The sequence below is a fragment of the Kluyvera chengduensis genome (genome assembly GCF_044197065.1).
GTDB lineage: Bacteria > Pseudomonadota > Gammaproteobacteria > Enterobacterales > Enterobacteriaceae > Kluyvera > Kluyvera ascorbata_C.
In genome coordinates, this window is sequence record NZ_JBIQOI010000010.1 from 1 (window position 1) to 17527 (window position 17527).

Consider the following 17527-nt stretch of genomic DNA (forward strand, 5'->3'; position numbering starts at 1 on the left):
ACTGAATGAGGCACGGGAAATCACCGGACGCTGGCTGATGGAATATAACAACGAGCGCCCTCATGAATCCCTGAACAACCTGACGCCGGAAGAGTGCCGGCTGATGGCTGAAAAACCGGAACTCTCAAAAAGTGCGTGGAACTAAAACGGGTGTGCTTACAATATAGCACAGGTTTATATAATCGCTTATTTTTCGTATTCTATTTTTTAATAAAATGGTTTTCTGGGGATATTACTGAACTACAAAGTTATGATAAAACAGCATTCGTTGGCAATAATCAACTCTGATTCGGCCCAGAAACAAATACAGCCCCGTTGGGCAGCTTTTTACTTTTGTTAAGGGCAGCAAAATCTGGGGCTGAGAACGACTACTATGAAAAGCCCAGGCGAGCTACAAACAAGAAAGTGTGAAACAGGAGAAAGGAGGGCAAAAATTTCCGGAAAGGTACTATAAGTTTGGATAGCTAAGGTTTGTATATCATAATGAAATTTCTAGCTATTGGTTCACATATCAGAACGAACGGTAATCATCTGATAACAAAACATTTTCTTCGGTGATGTTATTGAGTCTTTGTAAGCCAATACTATATTCAATTCTCCGGTCGTTTGTTGTCTTGGTTCTTATATCTTTTTCAACGGGATCATCCTGTACTTGTACTACTGTCTGGATATTTTTTTTCCCATGGGGCTGATGATTCAACCCAGTATTTAAGCCAGCACTGGTCGTTTTTGGAAACTTTGTATTCATAGCATACACCCTGCCTAATAGTTTACTTATACAGCTAGTATGAGACACTTCTGAGTACATCGCAATGAACAGAAGTGTCACGAATATGTGAGAGAAGGTTCCATATCATAACTGTTTTTGTTACGGGCAAACTTTATTGTCATTTCATAGGAATAAGCGATTAATTCTGCTGGCTAAAGAGCCGCAGCAGCATCTCCACCTGTTCGTCGAGCGGGGCTAAATCCCGTTTGACGATCAAATGCAGCGGCGTGGCGCGGCGTACGCCGTGGCTGAGCGGCAGTGTCTTTAAAATCCCCTGGGCCAGTTCGTTCTGAATTCTCTCCTCCGGCAGCCAGCCGTATCCCACCTGATACATCACCGCATCGATGGCTGCATCAATGGTCGAAAAGGTCCACGCATCGCGTTCGGCCTGTTGGTCAGCGTTGTTATCGGCAATGCGGATTAGCGGCCAGGCGCGAAGCTGCTCATCGTTGAGTGCGCCTTCGCTCTCGAAGAGAGGATGGTCACGATGGGCAACAGCGACAAAATCAATGTTCATCAACCATTCGCCGCGCCCGGTGATGTCCTGACGGCGGGTCAGCACCATCACATCTGCTTCAGCCTGAATGACATCGTTGCTGCTGGCATTCTCCAGCACTTCGGTTAAGCGCACCTGCGTTTGCGGATAGCGCTGCTGAAACTGGCGCAAAATAGCGAACAGCCGCTCGCGCGGGAAAATACTGTCGACCACTAAATCCAGCCGGGTGCGCATGCCCTCACGCAGCGTAGCGGCGCGCGTCTCGACCCAGGCGAAGGCCTTCAGTAGCGGTTTAACCTGAGCCAGCAGCAGTTCACCGGCGGGCGTTAATACCGCGCGGCGGCCTTCCGGAATGAGTAATGCCACCCCCAGACGTTCCTGCAGCAGCGCCAGGTTGTAGCTGACGGATGATTGGCTGCGATGGGTCTCTTCCGCCGCTTTGGCAAAGCTGCCGAGCTCAACTACCTTTTCCAGAAGTGCCCATTGTTCCAGCGTCGTTTTATGCATGATTAATTCAAAAATTAGATGATTTTCATTAAAACATAGCGTTATTCATTTATTTTTTAAAGCATTACTATTTCTGCATCAACACGAGGAGATTTAATCATGAGCAACTTTGATAAACACGATTTGAGCGGTTTCGTTGGCAAACATCTGGTCTATACCTATGACAACGGCTGGAACTACGAAATTTACGTTAAAAATGACAACACCCTGGATTATCGTATTCACAGCGGCATCGTGGCGAATCGTTGGGTGAAAGACCAGCAGGCGTACATTGTCCGCGTAGGTGAAAACATCTACAAAATATCCTGGACCGAGCCAACCGGTACCGACGTGAGCCTGATTGCGAATCTGGGCGACAAACTGTTCCACGGCACTATCTTCTTCCCACGTTGGGTGATGAACAACCCGGAAAAAACCGTCTGCTTCCAGAATGATCACATTCCGCTGATGAATAGCTACCGTGATGCAGGCCCGGCGTACCCAACAGAAGTCATTGATGAATTCGCGACAATTACCTTTGTTCGCGACTGCGGGGCGAATAATGACAGCGTAATTAACTGCGCTGCGAGCGAATTACCAAAAGATTTCCCTGCTAATTTACGCTGAGGTTTATCACCTTTATAAGTATTATTTATTACACTAATATTCAACGAATACTAAAATGTCCAGAAATAAAGGCTTTGTTTAGAAAGTGTTGAATTATGTGAGCCAAAGCCCAGTTGCAATGCAAACTGGGCTTTTTTTTACAAAAATCCAGTGAGAACAATGACCTTTATAAAGTATTGATTTTGTTTATTAATCATTTATTGTGTCAATGCACATTTCTTTCTTAATCTTATCCTAAGATAACACTGATACTTTTACTGCAATTCAATGTTGTAGGTTTAATTATTACGTCTATCTATTCCTGATTTTAACAACACCGCGATAGCACCGTTTTATTCTCGAATCAGGCGTACTCATTTGCGTTATAGGGTAAGGAACATTCATGAGTGATTTTCTGCCGTTTTCACGTCCCTCGATGGGCGAGGCGGAGTTCGCAGCGCTGAAAGAGGTGCTGCAATCGGGTTGGATCACCACCGGACCAAAAAACCAGGCGCTGGAAGAGGCGTTTTGCGCCCTGACGGGAAACCGTTTTTCAATTGCCGTGAGTTCCGCAACCGGCGGTATGCACGTGACGTTGATGGCCCTCGGCATTGGTCCTGGCGATGAAGTGATCACCCCTTCGCAAACCTGGGTTTCCACCCTCAATATGATCGTTCTGCTGGGCGCCAATCCGGTGATGATCGACGTCGATCGCGACAATCTGATGATCGCCCCAGAAGCGGTCGAAGCGGCGATTACGCCGCGCACCAAAGCGATCATTCCTGTGCATTATGCCGGCGCTCCGGCGGATATCGACGGGTTGCGCGCGGTGGCTGAACGCCACGGCATTCCACTGATTGAAGACGCGGCGCATGCGGCAGGCACTTACTACAAAGGCCATCATGTTGGCTGGCAGGGAACGGCGATTTTCTCCTTCCACGCCATCAAGAACATGACCAGCGCGGAAGGCGGGCTGATTGTCACCGATGACGAACAGCTGGCAAACCGCATTCGCAGCCTGAAATTCCACGGTCTTGGCGTTGATGCCTACGATCGCCAGACCCACGGTCGCGCGCCACAGGCGGAAGTGATTAGCCCCGGCTTTAAGTATAACCTGGCCGATATCAATGCCGCGCTGGCGTTGGTGCAGTTGGGCAAGCTGGGTCAGGCCAATCAGCGTCGTCACGATATCGCGCAGCGCTACGTGCAGGAACTGGCGGACACGCCTTTCCAGCCGCTGGCCGTACCGAGCTGGCCGCACCTGCACGCCTGGCATCTGTTTATTATTCGCGTAGATGAGCAGCGCTGCGGTATCAGCCGTGATGCACTGATGGAACAGCTCAAGGCACAGGGTATCGGCACCGGGCTGCACTTCCGTGCGGCGCATACGCAGAAGTATTACCGCGAGCGTTTCCCGGAACTCTCCTTGCCCAATACCGAATGGAACAGCGCGCGTATCTGTTCGCTCCCTCTTTTCCCGGATATGACCGATGACGACACCACCCGCGTCATTACGGCGCTCCATCAGTTAGCAGGCCGTTGATATGTTTGAGTACCCGTTAGTGAAGAAAGTCTCCGTCGTAATACCGGTCTACAACGAGCAGGATAGTCTGCCGGAGTTGATCCGCCGTACCGACGCCGCCTGCGCGACGCTAAATCGTGACTATGAAATTTTGCTGGTTGATGACGGCAGCAGCGATGACTCTGCGCGCATGCTGGTGGAAGCGGCAGAAGCTCCGGACAGCCATATCGTGGCGGTGCTGCTAAACCGTAACTACGGCCAGCACTCGGCGATTATGGCGGGCTTCAGCCACGTCACCGGCGACCTTATCATCACCCTCGATGCTGACCTGCAAAACCCGCCGGAAGAGATTCCGCGTCTGGTCGAAAAGGCAGATGAGGGCTATGACGTGGTCGGCACCGTACGCCAGAACCGTCAGGACAGCATCTTCCGTAAAACGGCGTCGAAGATGATTAACCGTCTGATCCAACGGACCACCGGTAAAGCGATGGGCGACTACGGCTGCATGCTGCGCGCCTATCGCCGCCACATCATCGACGCGATGCTCAACTGCCACGAACGCAGCACCTTTATCCCGATTCTGGCGAACACCTTTGCTCGCCGCGCCGTGGAGATCCCGGTGATGCACGCCGAGCGCGAATTCGGCGACTCGAAATACAGCTTTATGCGCTTGATCAACCTGATGTACGACCTGGTGACCTGTTTGACCACCACGCCGCTGCGTCTTCTGAGTGTGGTCGGCAGCGTCATCGCCGTGCTCGGCTTTGCTTTCTCCATTCTGTTAGTGGTGCTGCGCCTGGCGCTGGGCCCGGAATGGGCGGGTGACGGGGTGTTCATGCTGTTCGCCATTCTGTTCATGTTTATCGGGGCCCAGTTTATCGGCATGGGCCTGCTCGGGGAGTATATCGGCCGCATCTACAACGACGTGCGCGCCCGTCCTCGTTACTTTATTCAACGTGTTGTTCGCCAGGAAAATCTGGAATCTGAAGAGGAAAATCGTTAATGAAAGCTGTTGTATTTGCCTACCACGACATGGGTTGCACCGGTATTCAGGCTCTGCTGGACGCCGGATACGACATTGAGGCGATCTTCACTCACCCGGATAACGTCGGTGAAAACCATTTCTTTGGCTCCGTTGCCCGTCTGGCGGCCGAGCAGGGTATTACCGTCTATGCGCCGGAAGATGTGAACCACCCGCTGTGGGTTGACCGTATTCGTGCGATGGCGCCGGACGTGATTTTCTCCTTCTACTATCGCAACCTGCTGAGCGACGAAATCCTCAATCTGGCGCCGCAGGGGGCTTTCAACTTGCACGGTTCCCTGCTGCCAAAATACCGTGGCCGTGCGCCGCTGAACTGGGTGCTGGTCAACGGTGAGAAAGAGACCGGCGTTACCCTGCACCGCATGACCCATCGCGCTGATGCGGGTGATATTGTGGCGCAGCAGACCGTGGCTATTGCCGACTCTGACGTGGCGCTGTCGCTGCATCGTAAACTGTGTGCGGCTTCTCAGACGCTGCTGGGCGATGCGCTGCCGAAAATTCGCAGTGGTCAGACGCAGGAACGTGCGCAGGACGATACTCAGGCCACCTATGTCGGTCGTCGTACCCCAGAAGATGGTCGCCTGACCTGGGAAAAACCGGCGCAGGAGCTGCATAACCTGGTGCGTGCGGTGAGCGATCCGTGGCCGGGCGCGTTTGGCTATGTTGGCACCAATAAATTCATCGTCTGGAAATCTCGCGTGCGCACCGATATGGCCGCCGCGCAGCCGGGCACCGTACTGTCCGTTGCGCCGCTGGTGGTTGCCTGCGGTGAAGGCGCGCTGGAAATCGTCACCGGTCAGAGCGCCAACGGCGTTTACATGCAGGGCACTCAGCTGGCGCCAGCGATGGGTCTGGTCGCTGGTGCGCTGCTCTCCAGCCGTCCGTTTGTGGCGGTGAAGCGCCGTACCCGCGTGCTGATTCTGGGCGTGAACGGCTTTATCGGTAACCACCTGACCGAACGCCTGCTTGAGGACGATAACTACGAGATTTACGGTCTGGATATTGGCTCTGACGCCATCAGCCGTTTCCTCGACTGCCCGCGTTTCCACTTTGTGGAAGGCGACATCAGCATCCACTCCGAGTGGATTGAGTACCACATTAAGAAATGTGACGTGGTGCTGCCGCTGGTGGCGATTGCGACGCCTATCGAATACACCCGTAACCCGCTGCGCGTGTTCGAGCTGGACTTCGAAGAGAACCTGAAGATCATTCGTGACTGCGTGAAGTACAACAAGCGCATCATCTTCCCGTCGACTTCCGAAGTGTACGGTATGTGTACCGACGCGAACTTTGACGAAGACACCTCCAATCTGGTGGTGGGGCCAATCAGCAAGCAGCGCTGGATCTACTCGGTTTCCAAACAACTGCTGGACCGCGTGATTTGGGCCTACGGTGATAAAACCGGCCTCAAGTTTACCCTGTTCCGTCCGTTTAACTGGATGGGCCCGCGTCTGGATAACCTGAACGCCGCACGTATCGGTAGTTCCCGTGCGATCACCCAGCTGATCCTCAACCTGGTGGAAGGTTCGCCGATCAAACTAATCGAAGGCGGCAAACAGAAACGTTGCTTCACCGATATCAGTGACGGTATCGAAGCGCTGTTCCGTATCATCGAAAACAAAGATGGCCGCTGCGATGGGCAGATCATCAACATCGGTAACCCGGAGAACGAAGCGAGCATCAAAGAGCTGGCAGAAATGCTGCTCGACTGCTTCGAGCGTCACCCGCTGCGCGACCGCTTCCCGCCGTTTGCTGGCTTCCGTGAAGTGGAAAGCAGCGACTACTACGGTAAAGGCTATCAGGACGTGGAGCACCGTAAGCCAAGTATCCGTAACGCCAAACGTTGCCTTGACTGGCAGCCAACGGTAGAAATGCAGCAGACTGTTGAAGAGACGCTGGACTTCTTCCTGCGCACGGTTGAACTGACGGATGAAAAATCATCATGAAAAAAGTAGGTTTGCGCGTTGATGTGGACACCTTTCGCGGTACTCGCGAAGGCGTGCCACGGCTGATGGCGGTGCTCAAAAAGCACCGCGTACAGGCCAGTTTTTTCTTCAGCGTCGGGCCGGATAACATGGGGCGCCACCTGTGGCGCCTGGTAAAACCGAAGTTCTTGTGGAAGATGCTGCGCTCACGCGCGGCATCGCTGTATGGCTGGGATATTCTTCTCGCCGGTACGGCCTGGCCTGGACGACGCATTGGTGCGGCGAACGCGGACATCATCCGCAGCGTTGCGCAGGTACATGAAGTCGGTCTGCACGCCTGGGATCATCACCGCTGGCAGCAGTGGAGCGGCGTGTGGAAAGAGGAGCAGTTGGTCGCAGAAATCGGTCGAGGTCTACGGGAGCTGGAAGCGATTCTTGGTCGCCCGGTCACCTGCTCTGCGGTGGCGGGCTGGCGTGCGGATCAGCGCGTGGTGAAGGCTAAAGAGTCGTTCGATTTTCTCTACAACAGCGATTGTCGCGGCACGCAGCCGTTTCTTCCACAGCTGAGTAATGGGGATACGGCTACCGTGCAGATCCCCGTCACGCTGCCAACCTGGGATGAAGCGGTGGGCACCGTGGTTAGCGCGGAAGGCTATAACCGCTGGTTGCTGGAGCAGATCCGCAAAGATACTGGTACGCCGGTGTATACCATCCATGCAGAAGTTGAAGGCGGTGTCTGCGCCGAACAGTTCGATTATCTGCTGACCCTGGCGGCGCAACAGGAAATTCTGTTTTGCCCGCTGAGCCAGCTTCTTCCGGATGACTTCCGTCAGCTCCCGGTCGGGAAGGTGGTACGGGGAGAATTGGCCGGCCGTGAAGGCTGGCTTGGTCGCCAACAACTATTGAGCCCCGATGTATGAAATCCCTTCGCTACGGTATTTCGCTAGTTGCATTGTTCGTTCTTTACTATCTTTTGCCCCTCAATTTCCGGTTGCTGTGGCAGCCGGATGAAACCCGCTATGCGGAGATAAGCCGCGAAATGCTGGCCACCGGCGACTGGATTGTGCCGCATTTCCTCGGCCTGCGTTATTTTGAAAAGCCGATTGCGGGCTACTGGATCAACAGCATTGGTCAGTGGCTCTTTGGGCATAACAACTTTGGCGTGCGCTTTGGCGCCGTGTTTTCCATCACCGTATCAGCGCTGCTGGTGGCCTGGCTTGCCTGGCGTATCTGGCGCGACAAAAAAGTGGCGGTGCTGTCCGGGGTTATCTTCTTAACGGCGTTCCTGGTTTACGGTATCGGCACCTACACGGTGCTTGATCCGATGATCACCCTGTGGATGACCCTGGCGATGTTCAGCTTCTGGCTGGCGGCATCGGCGAAAACCACCGGTGAACGCTTCTGGGGCTACGTACTGCTCGGCATTGCCTGCGGAATGGGGGTGATGACCAAAGGATTCCTGGCGCTGGCCGTGCCGGTGATTGGCGTACTGCCGTGGGTTATCGTACAGAAACGCTGGCGGGAAGTGCTTATCTGGGGCTGGCTGGCGGTACTGGTATGCGTACTGACCGTGTTGCCTTGGGGGCTGGCGATTGCGCAGCGTGAAGGCGACTTCTGGCGTTATTTCTTCTGGGTTGAGCATATTCAGCGCTTTGCGCAGAGCGACGCCCAGCATAAAGCGCCGTTCTGGTACTATCTGCCGTTCCTGATTGCCGGGAGCCTGCCTTGGCTGGCGCTGCTGCCGGGCGCGTTAAAGCTCGGCTGGCGCGATCGTCAAGGGCAGGGCAGCGCGTTCTATCTGTTGGGCTGGATAGTGATGCCGTTCCTGTTCTTCAGTATCGCCAAAGGCAAGCTGCCAACCTATATTCTGCCGTGCTTTGCACCGCTGGCGATGCTGATGGCGCGCTATGCGCTGGATGCGGCAAAAGTGGGGACGAAGGCGCTGCGGATAAACGGCATCATCAACATCGTATTCGGCGTAATTGGCCTGGTAGCGGTGTTTGTTGTGTCGCCATGGGGGCCGATGAAGCATCCGGTGTGGATGCAGATTGAGCTGTATAAGTGCGTGCTGGCAGCGGTGGCGTTCTTTGTCTGGGCGCTGATGGGGTGGCTGTCAATCAAATCGGATGCGCAGCGTTGGACGTTGGCGGCACTCTGCCCGATAGGGTTAGCGCTGCTGGTAGGCTTTGCCATTCCAGACCGCGTGACCGACAGTAAGCAGCCGCAGTTCCTGGTGGATATCGTGAGTGAATCGCTGACGCCGAGCCGCTACGTGCTGAGCAACAGCGTCGGTATTGCCGCAGGGCTTGCCTGGGAGCTGAATCGCAGCGATATCATCATGTATGGGCAGACGGGTGAACTGAAATACGGTCTCTCCTATCCGGATGCTAAAGGGCGCTTCATCGCCGATAGCGATTTCCCACAGTGGCTGGAAGCACATCGCCAGGAAGGGCCTATCTCCCTGGTGCTGCAGTTGCCGCGCAATGCTAAAGTCGTGGATTTGCCGTTGCCAAAACCTGATGAGGTGTATGTGATGGGTCGTACTGCGTTTATTCAGTATCGTCCACAATGATAACCTGGGCCTGTTTGCTGCTTGCCAGCTTATTGAGCTGTGCCGGGCAGTTGTGCCAGAAACAGGCCACGCGCCCGGCGCCTTCCGGGCGGCGTGGGCGTCATCTGCTGACCTGGCTTGGGCTCGCGCTAGCGATGCTCGGGCTGGGGATGCTGCTGTGGCTGCTGGTTTTGCAGCAAATTCCGGTCAGCGTGGCCTATCCGATGCTGAGCCTTAACTTTGTCTGGGTGACGCTGGCGGCACGCACCATCTGGCGCGAGCCAGTGAGCCGTCGACACTGGGCGGGAGTGGCGCTGATTATTGTCGGTATTATGTTGCTAGGGAGCAGCGCCTGATGGGGCTTATCTGGGCATTAATGAGCGTGGCGCTGGTGAGTGTCGCTCAGTTGACGCTGCGGGTGGCGATGACCACGTTGCCTTCGGCGGAGCAGCCGCTGGTGTTCCTGCTGCATCTGCTGCATTTCGGCGACGGTACGCTGGCGCTTTTCCTCGGGCTGCTGGGCTATGTGGCGTCGATGGCCTGCTGGTTCTTCGCGCTGAAGCGGCTGCCGCTGGCAAAAGCCTACGCACTGCTGAGCCTGAGCTACATGGTGGTGTGGTGTGCCGCTATCTGGCTGCCCGGCTGGCACGAACCCTTCTCCTGGCGAGGCCTGCTGGGCGTCGTCGTCATTATCTCGGGTGTTATCACCATCTTCTGGCCAAACAAACCTCCCCATACCTCGTAGGCCGGATAAGGCAACGCCGCCATCCGGCAATCTGCGCCGTTCCGCCTGATGGCGCTTCGCTTATCAGGCCTACAATCTGTAGCCCGGCCAAGCGCAGCGCAGCGCCCGGGTGATAAAATGTGCAATAATGCCTTTTTCGTTGCATCTATAAGGGATTATCTATGCCTGCGGTCGACGCAGAGGGGCAGCTTAGCGGTCTGCGCCTCAACCTGCGTATTGTCTCCATCGTTATCTTCAACTTCGCCAGCTACCTCACCATTGGCCTGCCGCTGGCGGTGCTGCCCGGCTATGTCCACGACGTGATGGGGTTCAGCGCCTTTTGGGCGGGGCTGGTGATAAGCCTGCAATACTTTGCCACTCTGCTCAGTCGCCCGCACGCCGGGCGTTATGCCGACCTGCTGGGGCCAAAGCGTATCGTGGTGATGGGACTGTGCGGCTGCTTTCTCAGCGGGTTGAGCTATCTGCTGGCGGCAACGGGCAGCGACTGGCCGCTGGTGAGTCTGGTCCTGCTGTGCCTGGGGCGCGTGATCCTCGGCATCGGTCAAAGTTTTGCCGGTACGGGCTCCACGCTCTGGGGCGTTGGCGTGGTGGGCTCGCCGCACATTGGCCGGGTGATCTCATGGAACGGGATTGTCACCTACGGCGCGATGGCGATGGGCGCGCCGCTCGGCGTGGTGTGCTACCGCTATGTGGGCCTGGAGGGGTTGGCATTGGCGATTATGGCCGTGGCCGCCGTCGCTATCCTGTGCGCGCTGCCGCGCGCAGAAGTGAAAGCCCAAAAGGGCAAGCCGATGTCCTTCCGTGCGGTGCTGGGGCGCGTTTGGCCTTACGGCATGGCGCTGGCATTGGCTTCCGCTGGCTTTGGGGTGATCGCCACCTTTATCACCCTATTCTATGACGCAAAAGGCTGGGACGGCGCGGCGTTTGCGCTCACCCTCTTTAGCTGCGCATTTGTAGGCACTCGTCTGCTGTTCCCGAACGGCATTAACCGCCTGGGCGGTCTGAACGTGGCGATGATCTGCTTTTCGGTGGAGATTGTTGGCCTGCTGCTGGTGGGCGTGGCGGATACGCCGCTGATGGCAAAAATCGGTACCTTCTTTGCGGGGGCGGGATTCTCGATGGTGTTCCCGGCGCTGGGCGTGGTGGCGGTGAAGGCCGTACCGCAACAAAACCAAGGGTCGGCGTTGGCTACCTACACCGTGTTTATGGATTTATCACTGGGTATTACCGGGCCGCTCGCCGGGCTGATGATGGCGTGGATGGGGATTTCGACGATTTACATTGCCGCTGCAGGGCTGGTGGCGGTGGCGCTGCTGTTGGGATGGCAGTTAAAAAAACGGCCCCTGGCGTAAGCACGCGAGAGGCCGTTTAGCGGTCAGCAAAACTTAGTTGATGACCAGCGTATTGATGATTTTCTCAGCGTCAGATTGCGCCTGCTGCTGGTTGTCCGCTGGCAGCGTAACCTGCATCGTCAGCAGCTTGCCATCGATTTTACCCAGTACGACGGAAGAGTACGCGGTCTGCCCTTTTGCAGAGATGATGCTGTCGAGCTGTTGCAGCGTGTGGCCTTTCACCTCGATGGATTTATTGGTCACCACCTGCAGCTGAGGATCGCGGCTGCGCTGCTGATCTTCAAGACGTTTTGCCAACACCGCTAAATCTTCGCTGGTGTCGTCGCCAACGATGACGATGACCGCTTTCATGCCGGTGGCGTCAGAGTAGACGTGCATGTTATTGCTCTGGGTGCCCAGCTTACCGCTCTGGTCGGTCATCCCGGCCGGCAGCGTAAAGCTCAGCTTACCGTCTAACAGATTGATTGCCTGACCTGCGGCATCGCTTGCGGCAGCAGAACCTTGTGCAGGGGTGCTGGTGTCGCTGTTGTCACAGGCAGCAAGGCCCATCACTAGCAGGCCAATACCAGCATATTTCACCAATTTGCGCATTGACATCTTCCTTTCGATAAATAGCCATAACGGCTCATCTGCGTATCTTATCACAACCCGTGTAATGAACTCTCAACCTGGCTGCATCGCTGACAAATCAGATTTATCTGCCAGCTTTTTCAATAGCATATTCAGCAGCACGCCGTACATCGGCAGGAAGAAAACAATGCTGATCAGCACTTTAAAGCAGTAGTCGACGAGGGCGATTTCCACCCAGTGCGTGGCCATGAACGGGTCGGTGCTGCGCCAGAAGGCGATAAAGAAGAATGCCAGCGTGTCGCTGATGTTGCCGAACAGCGTGGAGGCCGTGGGTGCGAGCCACCAGTGGCGACTCTGACGCAGGCGGTTGAACACGTGCACGTCAAGGATCTGCCCCAGGGCATAGGCCATAAAGCTGGCGGCGGCGATACGGGCCACGAACAGGTTAAAGTGCGCCAGCGCGCCGAAACCCTGCCATTCGCCCATATAGAACAGTGACGAAATGACGTAGGAGATCATCAGCGCCGGGGCCATTACCGCGAAAACGATACGGCGAGCCAGCGGTGCGCCAAAGATCCGCACGGTCAGGTCGGTTGCGAGGAAGATAAATGGAAAGCTAAACGCGCCCCAGGTGGTGTGGAAGCCGAAAATAGAGACCGGCAACTGAACCAGATAGTTACTGGAGGTGATCACCAGCAGGTGAAATAGCGATAGCCAAACCAGCGCATGACGGCGCTGTATGGATGTAAAGGGAGTCATATTGTACCTTTTTAGTGGTTGGGGTGAGGGAACCCAATAAGTCTGCAAACCCATTGCAGGGGCGGAATGATACTGCTTTCGCGTTTCATTGCAATGGTTGTTTTTCGCGCAATCGTTAACCTGGTTGCGTTGAGGCAAGGTCAGCGTAAACTAAGCGCGTTTTTTCTGATGATGAGATTCTCATGACCGATTTGTTTTCCAGCCCCGACCATACCTTAGACGCGCAAGGGCTGCGCTGCCCGGAACCGGTAATGATGGTGCGTAAAACCGTGCGGACGATGCCCGTGGGGGAAACGCTGCTGGTGATTGCCGACGATCCCGCCACCACGCGCGATATCCCCGGCTTTTGCCGTTTTATGGAACATGAGCTGATTGCTCAGCAAACCGAGTCTTTGCCGTACCAGTATTTGCTGCGTAAGAGTCATTAGTCGATACCATACCCTGTAGCCCGGCCAAGCGCAGCGCCGCCGGGAATGGCATCGAGCCAACCCGGGGTCGGCGTAAACGCCTCGCCCGGGCTACAGGGTTACGCGCTAAACTTCCCGCGCAGCAGTCGCAGCGCGTTCAGCGTCACCAGCACCGTCGCACCGGTATCCGCCAGCACCGCCAGCCACAGTCCGGTCATACCGAGCAGCGTGGTGATAAGGAAAATCCCCTTCAACCCCAGTGCAATGGCGATGTTTTGTCGGACGTTGGCATGAGTCGCGCGCGCCAGACGAATCATCTGCACCAGCCCGGTCAGGCGGTTATGCGTCAGCGCGGCATCGGCGGTTTCCAGCGCCACGTCGGTGCCACTGCCCATCGCGATACCCATCGCCGCAGCCTTCATTGCCGGTGCGTCGTTAATCCCGTCGCCTACCATCGCCAGCGGGCCTTTGGCGTTCAGCGCTGTTACTTCAGTGACCTTATCGGCAGGCAGCAGGTTGGCGCGATAGGCCATGCCTAACTCATCGGCAATGGCGGCGGCAGCGCGCGGGTTATCCCCGGTCAGAATGATGCCCTGAATGCCCAACTCTCGCAGGCCATCGACCGCCTGACGCGCCTCCTGACGTACCGTATCGCGCAGCGCCACAATCCCCAGTAATGTCTCGCCGCGAGTCACCAGCACCACGGTGTTACCCTGGCTTTCCAGTTGCTGGATCTCAGCCTGATGATCGGGTGCCGGGAACTTGCCTGCTGCGCAGATAACTATGCGCTGCCCGTCGACGCTGGCTTCAATACCCGAACCCACAAGCGTACGTTGCTCAGTGGCTTGAGGAATGGTCAACCCATGCTGCTGGGCTTCGCGTACCACGGCTTGCGCCAGCGGGTGGGTCGAACCTTGTTCCACCGCGGCGGCCAGCGCCAGCAGGGTCTCTTCACTCAGCTCAGCCGTTGGGATAACTGTGGTTACCTGCGGTTTGCCGAGCGTCAGGGTGCCTGTTTTATCAAACGCCATCTGGGTAATGCGACCCAGTTGCTCCAGCGCCGCACCGCCTTTAACCAGCGCACCGTGGCGCGCAGCGGTGGCAAGACCTGAGGTAATGGCTGCTGGCGTCGAGATAACCAGCGCGCACGGACACCCAATCAACAGCAGCGTCAGCCCTTTGTAGATCCACTCCTCCCACGAGGCGGCAAACAGCAGCGGCGGCACCAGCGTCACCAGCAGCGCGACGGCCATAATCGCCGGGGTATAGATGCGGCTGAAACGGTCAATAAAGCGCTCGATAGGCGCGCGACGTTCCTCGGCCTCTTCAATCAGGCGCAGAATGCGGTCGATGGCGCTATCGCCAGGCTTTGAAATAACGCTCAGCTGCACCAGGCGGTCGGCGCTGGTAGCGCCTGCTGGCACGCTCTCGCCCGCGCTGCGCTCAACCGGAATGGATTCGCCGGTTAAGGCGCTTTCGTCAAAGCTGGCGAACGGGGTGATGAGCTTGCCATCGGCAGGCAAGCGCCCACCGGCGGCCACTTCAATCACATCGCCCGGCTGAAGATCCTTCTGGGCGACGATTTCTCGCTGGCCATCACGCACGCGCACGGCGGTGTCTGGCTTCAGCGCCATTAATGCACTCACGCCCTGACGCGCGCGGTTAGCCGCCCAGCCTTCAAGGCGTTCGCCGATTAAGAACAGCAGCAGCACCATCGCGGCTTCCGCCGTCGCGCCGATAAACAGCGCGCCGATGGCCGCGACGCTCATCAGCGTTTCAATGGCGAACCAGCTACCGCTTTTCATCAGGCGCAGCGCCTGGCGGGCGATAGGGTAGAGCCCGACAAGCGTGGTGGCGATAAACGCCAGGTTGCCCAGCGGATGGTTGAACTGCTCCAGACCCCAGCTAATCGCCATCATCACGGCGAGTGCGATAAGCGGTAGGTTTTCCCGCCAGCGCGAAGTGCTCTCCTCGGCCTTTGGTTCGCTGTCGCTACGCAGCGTATAGCCCGCGGCGCTCACGGCTTTCTCCACCTGGGTACGAATGTCGTCATCGGCATCAACCAGCAGTTTTTCAGTGGCGAACAGGACTTTAACCTGCTTCACGCCAGCCACCTGGCTTACTGCGGTTTCGACTTTTCGGGCGCAGGCGGCGCAGTCCATGCCGTTGACGACCCAGCTATAGCGGGCGTCCAGCGTTGGTTCTATTACGGGCTCAGCCGTTGCACATTGGCTTTCGCAGCAGCAGTCGTCCTGCGGCTGTGGCGCAGGCGCGAGCTTAAAGGATGAGAATTGGGGGGCTTTATTGTGACGAGTCTCTGGAGTCGACATCGTATCCTCCGATTAATGATCGTTGCTTCATTAAGCGCAGCATACACTCTGGAGTCGACTCCAGAGTCAAGCGGGAAATTACAGGTAAAGCGCGCGAACGATAAAGAAATGCCCGGCAAAATAGCAGGCGGCATAGATTGCCGTATCTGCCCGGAAGCGGCAGCGATATTTGCTCACCAGCCAGACGATATTGCCTAACAGCAGTAAACCTGCGCCGAAGAAGCCTGAAAGTGCCGTATCCGTCGGGCGCAGGAACCAAAGTTCACCCGCGACCCAGACCATCACCAGCGTCATGCCGATAAAGGCCAGCACCGGTAAACGCATCTCTTCGAGGCGCGTCCAGATAACGGCCAGCCACAGCGCGCCGATAACCAGCAGAATGACTGGTAGCGGCCAGAAGAAGGTGAAGGTCAGCTGTCCGGCAAACCAAATGGTGTACAACAAGTGCGAGAGGAAAAACGCGCCCACGGCGTACAGCATGCGCTGGCGCGGTAATAGCGTTAACGCATCGCCTATCAACGACGCACACAGACCCGCGAGTACGAGGTAGCTGATGGCGTTAAACATTGGCGCTTGCCAGGCGAGAAACAGCAGTAAGATTAGGGTGATAGGTTTGAATGCCCAGCGCTGCCAGGCGGGCCCACGATAGGCGGCATCAACGTAGAGCCAGCCTGAGAAGAATACTGCGATAAACGACCAAAGCATAATAAGTCCCTGTATCTGTTATCTTAATGGGTACTGTACCGCCCGTCCGAATGTCCAGTGTAGTAGCCACAGCCGTCAGATGACAATGGCAGACCGCACCGTTTACTATGATTTGCGTAAATTCTTAAGAGAACCTGAAATGAGCAAGATGCCGCTTTTTTTCATTATAGTCGTCGCCGTTATTGTGGTGGCGGCTTCGTTCCGCTTTGTGCAGCAGCGCCGGGAGAAAATGGACAACGACGCCGCCCCGCTGATGCAAAAACGGGTGGTGGTGAGTAACAAACGCGAGAAGGTGCTGAACGATCGCCGTTCGCGTCAGCAGACGGTGACGCCAGCCGGTAGCGAGATGCGTTATGACGTGAGCTTTAAGCCGGAGCAGGGCGGGATGGAGGTGAGTTTCCGCGTAGAAGCAGAGCAGTATCATCAACTGACGGTGGGCGATAAGGGGACGCTGAGCTACAAAGGTTCGCGCTTTGTCGATTTTAAGGCCGAATAGGGAGCGATATCGCCCATTGATGCGGTTGTGTCAAAGGGCGATAGTCTTTTTTATACTGATACTCGTAATACAACATACTCATATATTGAAATTAAATATCAATTCTTTTAGATGCATTATCTCTGACTGATATTTTAATTTGTTTTTTGTTGCAATTTGAAATATAGAGTTAGTCACCATTTGTTTTTTACGCTATAAATATCCTTGTTTTTTATTCGAGTTAAACAGTGCTTTTATTTCGTTTAATTATTATTCGCGCCTATGCATAAGGATATTATATGGCAAATACAATTTGGTTGACACTGAATGGTCAATCTCAGGGATTAATTTCGGCGGGCTGTTCTGCCGTTGATTCAATTGGGAATAAAGCTCAGTTGGTACACTGCGATCAGATTATGGTCATGGCAATTTCACATGGCATTCACCGTGAGCAGAACGTGAATCATCAGTCCATGACGATGGTGAAACCAGTGGATAAAGCTTCGCCATTGCTGGGGAAAGCTATCAATGATAATGAAGAACTCACCTGCGAATTTAGCTTTTACCGAACGAATCGGATGGGGTTTAACGAGCTTTACTACACGGTAAAATTAACGAATGCCAGAATTTCCAGCATTCATCTTAGCGTCCCACATACTATTGATGATAGCGCTGGGCAACCTGAGGAATCTATTGATCTGTGTTATGAGTCAATCAGCTGGGATCACCACATAGCAGGAACCAGTGCATACAGTATTTGGGAAGAACGTATTTTTTAAGGGAATGC

The 17527-nt window shown here is 55.4% G+C and carries 19 protein-coding genes; 13 read left to right on the plus strand and 6 right to left on the minus strand.

Annotated features, from left to right (window positions below; translation table 11 throughout):
* Positions 1-145 (plus strand): integrase core domain-containing protein (locus ACH1XZ_RS19550; RefSeq protein ID WP_395596912.1); only part of this gene is annotated, 145 nt, incomplete at its 5' end.
* A 366-nt stretch (positions 146-511) separates the two neighbouring features.
* Here ACH1XZ_RS19550 and ACH1XZ_RS19555 read toward each other — a convergent pair.
* Together ACH1XZ_RS19555 and ACH1XZ_RS19560 are read right to left on the minus strand one after the other, a co-directional pair.
* A complete protein-coding gene (locus ACH1XZ_RS19555) occupies positions 512-748 on the minus strand; it encodes a hypothetical protein (RefSeq protein ID WP_395596814.1) in 237 nt (78 codons plus the stop codon).
* A gap of 160 nt (positions 749-908) precedes the next feature.
* On the minus strand, positions 909-1772 hold the full coding sequence (locus tag ACH1XZ_RS19560) for a LysR family transcriptional regulator (RefSeq protein ID WP_395596815.1): 864 nt from the start codon (positions 1770-1772) through the stop codon (positions 909-911).
* A 99-nt stretch (positions 1773-1871) separates the two neighbouring features.
* Here ACH1XZ_RS19560 and ACH1XZ_RS19565 point away from each other — a divergent pair, with 99 nt between their 5' ends.
* The 9 genes from ACH1XZ_RS19565 to ACH1XZ_RS19605 all read left to right on the plus strand — a co-directional run bounded on the left by ACH1XZ_RS19565 (position 1872) and on the right by ACH1XZ_RS19605 (position 11494).
* Positions 1872-2378: a phenolic acid decarboxylase gene (locus ACH1XZ_RS19565; protein WP_395596816.1), complete on the plus strand. Its 507-nt coding sequence runs from the start codon at positions 1872-1874 to the stop codon at positions 2376-2378.
* 382 nt (positions 2379-2760) lie between these two features.
* Positions 2761-3900, plus strand: a complete 1140-nt coding sequence (arnB, locus tag ACH1XZ_RS19570) for a UDP-4-amino-4-deoxy-L-arabinose aminotransferase (RefSeq protein ID WP_395596817.1) — start codon at positions 2761-2763, stop codon at positions 3898-3900.
* 1 nt (position 3901) lies between these two features.
* On the plus strand, positions 3902-4882 hold the full coding sequence (gene arnC / locus ACH1XZ_RS19575) for an undecaprenyl-phosphate 4-deoxy-4-formamido-L-arabinose transferase (protein WP_395596818.1): 981 nt from the start codon (positions 3902-3904) through the stop codon (positions 4880-4882).
* On the plus strand, positions 4882-6867 hold the full coding sequence (gene arnA / locus ACH1XZ_RS19580; protein WP_395596819.1) for a bifunctional UDP-4-amino-4-deoxy-L-arabinose formyltransferase/UDP-glucuronic acid oxidase ArnA: 1986 nt from the start codon (positions 4882-4884) through the stop codon (positions 6865-6867). The genes arnC and arnA overlap by 1 nt, the downstream gene beginning before the upstream one ends.
* Positions 6864-7766: a 4-deoxy-4-formamido-L-arabinose-phosphoundecaprenol deformylase gene (gene arnD / locus ACH1XZ_RS19585; RefSeq protein ID WP_395596820.1), complete on the plus strand. Its 903-nt coding sequence runs from the start codon at positions 6864-6866 to the stop codon at positions 7764-7766. The genes arnA and arnD overlap by 4 nt, the downstream gene beginning before the upstream one ends.
* On the plus strand, positions 7763-9418 hold the full coding sequence (gene arnT, locus ACH1XZ_RS19590) for a lipid IV(A) 4-amino-4-deoxy-L-arabinosyltransferase (RefSeq protein WP_395596821.1): 1656 nt from the start codon (positions 7763-7765) through the stop codon (positions 9416-9418). Before arnD ends, arnT begins: the two co-directional genes overlap by 4 nt.
* Positions 9415-9753 carry a 4-amino-4-deoxy-L-arabinose-phosphoundecaprenol flippase subunit ArnE gene (gene arnE, locus ACH1XZ_RS19595; RefSeq protein WP_395596822.1) on the plus strand — a complete coding sequence of 113 codons (339 nt, stop codon included), beginning with the start codon at positions 9415-9417 and terminating at the stop codon, positions 9751-9753. The genes arnT and arnE overlap by 4 nt, the downstream gene beginning before the upstream one ends.
* Complete coding sequence (gene arnF / locus ACH1XZ_RS19600; RefSeq protein ID WP_395596823.1) at positions 9753-10142, plus strand: 4-amino-4-deoxy-L-arabinose-phosphoundecaprenol flippase subunit ArnF; 390 nt, start codon at positions 9753-9755, stop codon at positions 10140-10142. Before arnE ends, arnF begins: the two co-directional genes overlap by 1 nt.
* Positions 10143-10303: 161 nt before the next feature.
* Entirely contained in the window at positions 10304-11494 is a 1191-nt protein-coding gene (locus ACH1XZ_RS19605; protein ID WP_395596824.1) for an MFS transporter, read from the plus strand.
* 33 nt (positions 11495-11527) lie between these two features.
* On the opposite strand, the gene ACH1XZ_RS19610 is transcribed toward ACH1XZ_RS19605, so the two are convergent.
* Together ACH1XZ_RS19610 and ACH1XZ_RS19615 are read right to left on the minus strand one after the other, a co-directional pair.
* The gene (locus ACH1XZ_RS19610) at positions 11528-12085 is read right to left on the minus strand and encodes a DcrB family lipoprotein (RefSeq protein ID WP_395596825.1); all 558 of its coding nucleotides are present in this window, start codon (positions 12083-12085) and stop codon (positions 11528-11530) included.
* Between the two features lie 72 nt (positions 12086-12157).
* Positions 12158-12823 (minus strand): 7-cyano-7-deazaguanine/7-aminomethyl-7-deazaguanine transporter, encoded by a 666-nt coding sequence (locus ACH1XZ_RS19615; protein WP_395596826.1) that lies wholly within the window; start codon positions 12821-12823, stop codon positions 12158-12160.
* A gap of 182 nt (positions 12824-13005) precedes the next feature.
* On the opposite strand from ACH1XZ_RS19615, the gene tusA reads away from it, so the two are divergent.
* Positions 13006-13251 (plus strand): sulfurtransferase TusA, encoded by a 246-nt coding sequence (gene tusA / locus ACH1XZ_RS19620; RefSeq protein WP_394764835.1) that lies wholly within the window; start codon positions 13006-13008, stop codon positions 13249-13251.
* Positions 13252-13349: 98 nt separating this feature from the next.
* On the opposite strand, the gene zntA is transcribed toward tusA, so the two are convergent.
* Positions 13350-15560: a Zn(II)/Cd(II)/Pb(II) translocating P-type ATPase ZntA gene (gene zntA, locus ACH1XZ_RS19625; protein ID WP_395596827.1), complete on the minus strand. Its 2211-nt coding sequence runs from the start codon at positions 15558-15560 to the stop codon at positions 13350-13352.
* 78 nt (positions 15561-15638) lie between these two features.
* Entirely contained in the window at positions 15639-16265 is a 627-nt protein-coding gene (locus ACH1XZ_RS19630; protein WP_035894810.1) for a lysoplasmalogenase, read from the minus strand.
* A 139-nt stretch (positions 16266-16404) separates the two neighbouring features.
* Here ACH1XZ_RS19630 and ACH1XZ_RS19635 point away from each other — a divergent pair, with 139 nt between their 5' ends.
* Both ACH1XZ_RS19635 and ACH1XZ_RS19640 read left to right on the plus strand, forming a co-directional pair.
* Positions 16405-16761, plus strand: coding sequence for a DUF2500 domain-containing protein (locus ACH1XZ_RS19635; RefSeq protein ID WP_395596828.1), 357 nt, complete (start codon positions 16405-16407; stop codon positions 16759-16761).
* A gap of 278 nt (positions 16762-17039) precedes the next feature.
* Positions 17040-17519 (plus strand): Hcp family type VI secretion system effector, encoded by a 480-nt coding sequence (locus tag ACH1XZ_RS19640; RefSeq protein ID WP_395596829.1) that lies wholly within the window; start codon positions 17040-17042, stop codon positions 17517-17519.
* Positions 17520-17527 lie beyond the last annotated feature (8 nt).

Bases quoted from the DNA above. Each gene is read 5' to 3' on its own strand.
- arnD (WP_395596820.1), top strand. From the start codon at position 6,864: ATGAAAAAAGTAGGTTTGCGCGTTGATGTGGACACCTTTCGCGGTACT.
- ACH1XZ_RS19635 (WP_395596828.1), top strand. From the start codon at position 16,405: ATGAGCAAGATGCCGCTTTTTTTCATTATAGTCGTCGCCGTTATTGTG.
- ACH1XZ_RS19630 (WP_035894810.1), bottom strand. From the start codon at position 16,265: ATGCTTTGGTCGTTTATCGCAGTATTCTTCTCAGGCTGGCTCTACGTT.
- arnT (WP_395596821.1), top strand. From the start codon at position 7,763: ATGAAATCCCTTCGCTACGGTATTTCGCTAGTTGCATTGTTCGTTCTT.
- tusA (WP_394764835.1), top strand. From the start codon at position 13,006: ATGACCGATTTGTTTTCCAGCCCCGACCATACCTTAGACGCGCAAGGG.
- zntA (WP_395596827.1), bottom strand. From the start codon at position 15,560: ATGTCGACTCCAGAGACTCGTCACAATAAAGCCCCCCAATTCTCATCC.
- ACH1XZ_RS19640 (WP_395596829.1), top strand. From the start codon at position 17,040: ATGGCAAATACAATTTGGTTGACACTGAATGGTCAATCTCAGGGATTA.
- arnB (WP_395596817.1), top strand. From the start codon at position 2,761: ATGAGTGATTTTCTGCCGTTTTCACGTCCCTCGATGGGCGAGGCGGAG.
- ACH1XZ_RS19615 (WP_395596826.1), bottom strand. From the start codon at position 12,823: ATGACTCCCTTTACATCCATACAGCGCCGTCATGCGCTGGTTTGGCTA.
- ACH1XZ_RS19565 (WP_395596816.1), top strand. From the start codon at position 1,872: ATGAGCAACTTTGATAAACACGATTTGAGCGGTTTCGTTGGCAAACAT.
- ACH1XZ_RS19605 (WP_395596824.1), top strand. From the start codon at position 10,304: ATGCCTGCGGTCGACGCAGAGGGGCAGCTTAGCGGTCTGCGCCTCAAC.
- arnC (WP_395596818.1), top strand. From the start codon at position 3,902: ATGTTTGAGTACCCGTTAGTGAAGAAAGTCTCCGTCGTAATACCGGTC.
- ACH1XZ_RS19555 (WP_395596814.1), bottom strand. From the start codon at position 748: ATGAATACAAAGTTTCCAAAAACGACCAGTGCTGGCTTAAATACTGGG.
- ACH1XZ_RS19560 (WP_395596815.1), bottom strand. From the start codon at position 1,772: ATGCATAAAACGACGCTGGAACAATGGGCACTTCTGGAAAAGGTAGTT.
- ACH1XZ_RS19610 (WP_395596825.1), bottom strand. From the start codon at position 12,085: ATGCGCAAATTGGTGAAATATGCTGGTATTGGCCTGCTAGTGATGGGC.
- arnF (WP_395596823.1), top strand. From the start codon at position 9,753: ATGGGGCTTATCTGGGCATTAATGAGCGTGGCGCTGGTGAGTGTCGCT.
- arnA (WP_395596819.1), top strand. From the start codon at position 4,882: ATGAAAGCTGTTGTATTTGCCTACCACGACATGGGTTGCACCGGTATT.
- arnE (WP_395596822.1), top strand. From the start codon at position 9,415: ATGATAACCTGGGCCTGTTTGCTGCTTGCCAGCTTATTGAGCTGTGCC.